The organism is Tunicatimonas sp., from assembly GCF_049647865.1.
Lineage (GTDB): Bacteria > Bacteroidota > Bacteroidia > Cytophagales > Cyclobacteriaceae > Tunicatimonas.
Map to the genome: position 1 here is coordinate 1 of NZ_JBARYM010000193.1, position 4,205 is coordinate 4,205.

A 4,205-nucleotide genomic window follows, 5' to 3' on the forward strand; every position below is an offset into this window, starting at 1 on the left:
GTTACTCGCACTGGCCGAATAAGCTAGTGAGCAATTCCTTTTTCCTTAGCTAATCACTCCTGAACCAATTAATTCGTCTCCACTATACCAAGCTACAAATTGTCCGGCAGCAATACTTTTCTGCGGACGGTCAAATACTACATAAAGGCCTTCGGTAGTTTGGCGCAGTGTGGCTTCTTCCAACCGCTGGCGGTAGCGGATTCGGGCTTGATAGCGAGCTTCTTCCCCAGTCTCAAGGCGTAAATCTCCTCGTAGCCAGTGAGTTTCTTCATTAGTGACAAATAACGCCGGACGATACAAACCAGGATGCTGATCGCTTTGACCAACGTACACTACATTTTCGGTAGTATCCGTGGCTAACACGAACAATGGTTCGGGGCTACCTCCTACATTCAGTCCTTTACGCTGGCCAATAGTAAAGTAATGCGCCCCCTGATGTTCACCTACCACGTTGCCCAAGCTAGGCTGATACGAATACGGAGCTGCCAGTTCGGCTAGACTATTTGTATCTGCTTCGGCACCCGAAGTAGTTACCAACTGACGCTCAAAAATAGCAGCCTCTTTGGGAATTTCTATAATCTTTCCCAACTTAGGAAGTAGCTTTTGCTGCAAAAACTCGGGTAAGCGGACTTTGCCAATAAAACACAGTCCCTGAGAATCTTTCTTCTCGGCGGTTACCAAATTCAGTTCGCGAGCCAGTTGACGTACTTCTGATTTTTCCATCTCGCCAATTGGGAACAGAGCTTTACTCAACTGCTGCTGATTCAGTTGGCACAAAAAGTAGCTTTGATCTTTATTCTGGTCTTTTCCCGCCAGCAAGTGATAGGTTTTATTTCCCATCGAATCAGTGCTTTCAGATTTACGGCAGTAGTGTCCGGTAGCTACGAAGTCGGCTCCTAACCGCAGCGCCGTTTTAAGAAAAATATCAAATTTAATCTCTCGGTTACACAGTACATCGGGGTTGGGCGTTCGTCCCTGTTCGTATTCCCGAAACATATAGTCAACGATCCGCTCTTTATATTCCTTGCTGAGGTCAATCGTCTGAAAAGGAATTCCTAATTTTTGAGCCACGATCAACGCATCTTGACTGTCTTCTACCCAAGGGCACTCCCGGCTAATAACCACACTATCGTCGTGCCAGTTCTTCATAAACAGGCCAATTACTTCGTAACCCTGCTCTACCAATAAGTGCGCCGCCACGCTGGAGTCTACCCCTCCCGATAGGCCAACAACCACTCGCTTTTTCATACTATTAAGATTTGCTAAGTATACTATATTTCTAAGAAAATGGTTCAGCTTAGATAATTGGCAGTTAGTCCGCCTTAGGCGGAAACAATTAGCAATGAATATGAATTAATGACCAATGACAAGATTCAAAGAGGCTCGTGAAAAGTATCGTCCTGACCAGATTAAGCTACTGTTTATTACGGAAGCTCCTCCGCCGGAGGAGCGAAATCGTTACTTTTATTTTGAAAAAGTACGTCGGGGTGATAGCTTATTTTTAGAAATGATGAAAGTGCTGTTTGCCGAAGAGGTTGCTGCCTTTGATACGGTACGGCAACTACGAGTCGAGAAGAGTTATTTTCTAGAGAGATTTCAGGAAGAAGGTCTTTTTCTTATCCACGGTCACGATTCGCCTTTACCCAACACTACCGCCACAGCTCGCTCTACTATTTACTGGAATAATGTGCCGGAAATTATTCAAAAGATTCTTGCATTAGCGAACCCGAATGTGCCTATCGTTTTAATTTCTGCGGTAATTTTTCGGGGCTTAGCCGAGCCATTGATAAAAAGTGGATTTCAGGTAATTCACAACGAAATGATTGAATTTCCTAACTCCGGCCAACAACTCAACTTTCGTCGTAAGTTAAGGCCACTGTTAATGCAGAAGGGCTTACTGCCGTCCGGCTTGTAATTAATTTGAGAAGATAGATACATCTACTTCATTCAAAAATGTAGAAAGTCTGTCAGTATCTTTAAAAGCGTCTACACTAACTTGTAATGTGGTGATATTGTACCGGTACTCTACAAAGAAATTATCTAGTGCGTACAAGCGAGTAATACAATCTCCAATAGTGGTGAGCGTTAAAAAATGAGCATACTGATGAATCGTATAGATTTGCTGTCTAACAGAGTACTTCTTAAAATCTTGATGCGTCATAATAAGCGAATGTTATAGTAACAAATGAATACCATAAGTATCACTTTTTCTTTATTAAACTTAACGATAGCTTACTTGCGACAGATTTGCTTAAAAGTAATGCCTCTGTAGTATCTTAGCCACTATGGACACCCTAACTCACACTTCAATACCCAGTCGGCGAGCAGTAGGTTTGTCCACTTGGCTGACTGACCCCATCGATAATAGTTCACTCATTCTGTTTCGGATAGCCTTTGGCCTTTTGATTGCTGCGGAAGGTTTCGGGGCTATTTTAACCGGCTGGGTTCGCCGAACATACGTAGAACCAGCGTTCACCTTTAACTTTATAGGTCTGGATTTCTTGCAACTGTTTGCGGGAGAAACGATGTACGTAGTTTACGGACTTATGGGCGTAGCGGGGATTATGGTCATGCTAGGTTATCGCTACCGGATAGCAATACTAACGTATGCCGTACTGTGGTCAATTGGCTATCTTTTACAGAAGACCAGTTATAATAACCACTATTACTTACTGATGCTGTTGTGCTGGGTTATGACATTGATGCCCGCTCATCGCTACTATTCGCTCGATGTACACCAGAAAAGAGTGGGAAAGTCACTCACCTGCCCGCGCTGGTGTACGGTGGTTTTTGTGGTGCAATTATTTATTGTATATACGTTTGCTTCGTTGGCTAAGATTTATCCTGATTGGTTAGCAGGCATTCCTATTGGTTTATGGTTTGCCGGTAAAGCTGATTTTTGGCTCATCGGTCCAATATTGCAAGAAGAATGGTTACAAACAATGGTAGCCTACGGTGGCATCGCTTTCGATGGTCTAATTATTCCGGCACTATTGTGGCGTAAAACCCGTCCGTGGGCGTTCGCAGTAGGAGTGTTTTTTCACGGATTCAACTCAGCCGTTTTTCATATCGGAATTTTTCCTTACTTAGCCATTGCGCTTTGCGCATTCTTCTTTCCGCCGGAGCAGGTTCGCCGGTTATTTTTCCGGAGGAAACCGCCACTCACTGCTGAAGCGGTTTCGTCTACCAACTACCCGCTGCCTACATGGGTTTTGGTTCTGGGAATTTTGTACTTCGCTTGGCAGGTGTATCTACCTTTAAGGCACCATTTGTACGAAGGAAATGTGTTTTGGACGGAAGAAGGTCACCGACTATCGTGGCGGATGATGCTACGTACCAAATCCGGCTCGGTTCGGTTTATGGTAGAGGATAAAGCAACTGGGGAAACCTGGTGGGAAGAACCGCGCGATCATCTTACGCCCAAGCAAGCACGTAAGTTGGCGACTCACCCCGATATGATCTGGCAGTTTAGTCAGTATCTGGATAAAACATACCAAGAGCGCGGACACGAGGACGTAGCGATCTACGCACACGGGAAGGTGAGTCTCAATGGCCGCAAGCGGTCACCACTGGTCGATAGTTCGGTAGACTTAGCTAATGTGTCTTGGCAACCCTTTCGCCATGCTGCCTGGATTTATCATGACAGGGAATTGCCAAAATAGTGCTCTGTATTCTATTATGCGGGGGGATTCACCAGTTCCATGAACCATTTAGGGGAAGCAATCGGCGTAAATCCATACTGCTGATAAAGCGTGTGAGCATCGGCAGTTAATAATCCCCAACGTTGCAAGTTTTGTAAGTCGGGATGACTTAGGACATTCGTAATCAACTGTTTACTCAATCCTCTTCTACGATAACCTTCTATAATAAAAACATCCATCAACCAGGCAAATACAGCGTAGTCAGTCACTACGCGGGCAAAACCTACTTGCTGACCGCTAGAATGGTACATGCCAAAGCATAAAGCGTTAGCAATCGATTTCTCTACTACCGCTCGGCTTCTGCCCTTCGACCAATACGCTTCACTACTCAGATAGGTATGGATCATATCCACATTTAACTTAGTACGGTCAGTGGATACTAAGAAACTCTCTTTCATTGCTCAAGTATTGATATGGTAGACTGGTTTAATACTACAATTTTTTTCCAAGTCATACATCTGCATTACTCATCCATTATGCTATATACCCACAGAATAAAACCTG

General features: G+C 44.3%; 5 protein-coding genes. 2 read left to right on the top strand and 3 right to left on the bottom strand.

Annotation, left to right across the window (positions count from 1 at the left end):
* Nucleotides 1–45: 45 nt before the first annotated feature.
* The gene (gene mnmA / locus WBA23_RS05860) at nt 46–1,248 is read right to left on the bottom strand and encodes a tRNA 2-thiouridine(34) synthase MnmA (RefSeq protein ID WP_424581317.1); all 1,203 of its coding nucleotides are present in this window, start codon (nt 1,246–1,248) and stop codon (nt 46–48) included.
* Between the two features lie 115 nt (nt 1,249–1,363).
* Here mnmA and WBA23_RS05865 point away from each other — a divergent pair, with 115 nt between their 5' ends.
* Nucleotides 1,364–1,915: a hypothetical protein gene (locus tag WBA23_RS05865; protein ID WP_424581318.1), complete on the top strand. Its 552-nt coding sequence runs from the start codon at nt 1,364–1,366 to the stop codon at nt 1,913–1,915.
* Here the strand turns inward: WBA23_RS05865 and WBA23_RS05870 are convergent, their stop codons facing one another.
* Nucleotides 1,916–2,161 (bottom strand): hypothetical protein, encoded by a 246-nt coding sequence (locus tag WBA23_RS05870; protein WP_424581319.1) that lies wholly within the window; start codon nt 2,159–2,161, stop codon nt 1,916–1,918.
* A gap of 124 nt (nt 2,162–2,285) precedes the next feature.
* On the opposite strand from WBA23_RS05870, the gene WBA23_RS05875 reads away from it, so the two are divergent.
* On the top strand, nt 2,286–3,662 hold the full coding sequence (locus tag WBA23_RS05875) for an HTTM domain-containing protein (RefSeq protein WP_424581320.1): 1,377 nt from the start codon (nt 2,286–2,288) through the stop codon (nt 3,660–3,662).
* A gap of 14 nt (nt 3,663–3,676) precedes the next feature.
* Here WBA23_RS05875 and WBA23_RS05880 read toward each other — a convergent pair whose 3' ends face one another.
* Nucleotides 3,677–4,099: a GNAT family N-acetyltransferase gene (locus tag WBA23_RS05880; RefSeq protein ID WP_424581321.1), complete on the bottom strand. Its 423-nt coding sequence runs from the start codon at nt 4,097–4,099 to the stop codon at nt 3,677–3,679.
* Nucleotides 4,100–4,205 lie beyond the last annotated feature (106 nt).

Excerpts from the sequence above, each read along its gene's own strand:
- WBA23_RS05880 (WP_424581321.1), bottom strand. The coding sequence starts at position 4,099 with ATGAAAGAGAGTTTCTTAGTATCCACTGACCGTACTAAGTTAAATGTG.
- mnmA (WP_424581317.1), bottom strand. The coding sequence starts at position 1,248 with ATGAAAAAGCGAGTGGTTGTTGGCCTATCGGGAGGGGTAGACTCCAGC.
- WBA23_RS05865 (WP_424581318.1), top strand. The coding sequence starts at position 1,364 with ATGACAAGATTCAAAGAGGCTCGTGAAAAGTATCGTCCTGACCAGATT.
- WBA23_RS05875 (WP_424581320.1), top strand. The coding sequence starts at position 2,286 with ATGGACACCCTAACTCACACTTCAATACCCAGTCGGCGAGCAGTAGGT.
- WBA23_RS05870 (WP_424581319.1), bottom strand. The coding sequence starts at position 2,161 with ATGACGCATCAAGATTTTAAGAAGTACTCTGTTAGACAGCAAATCTAT.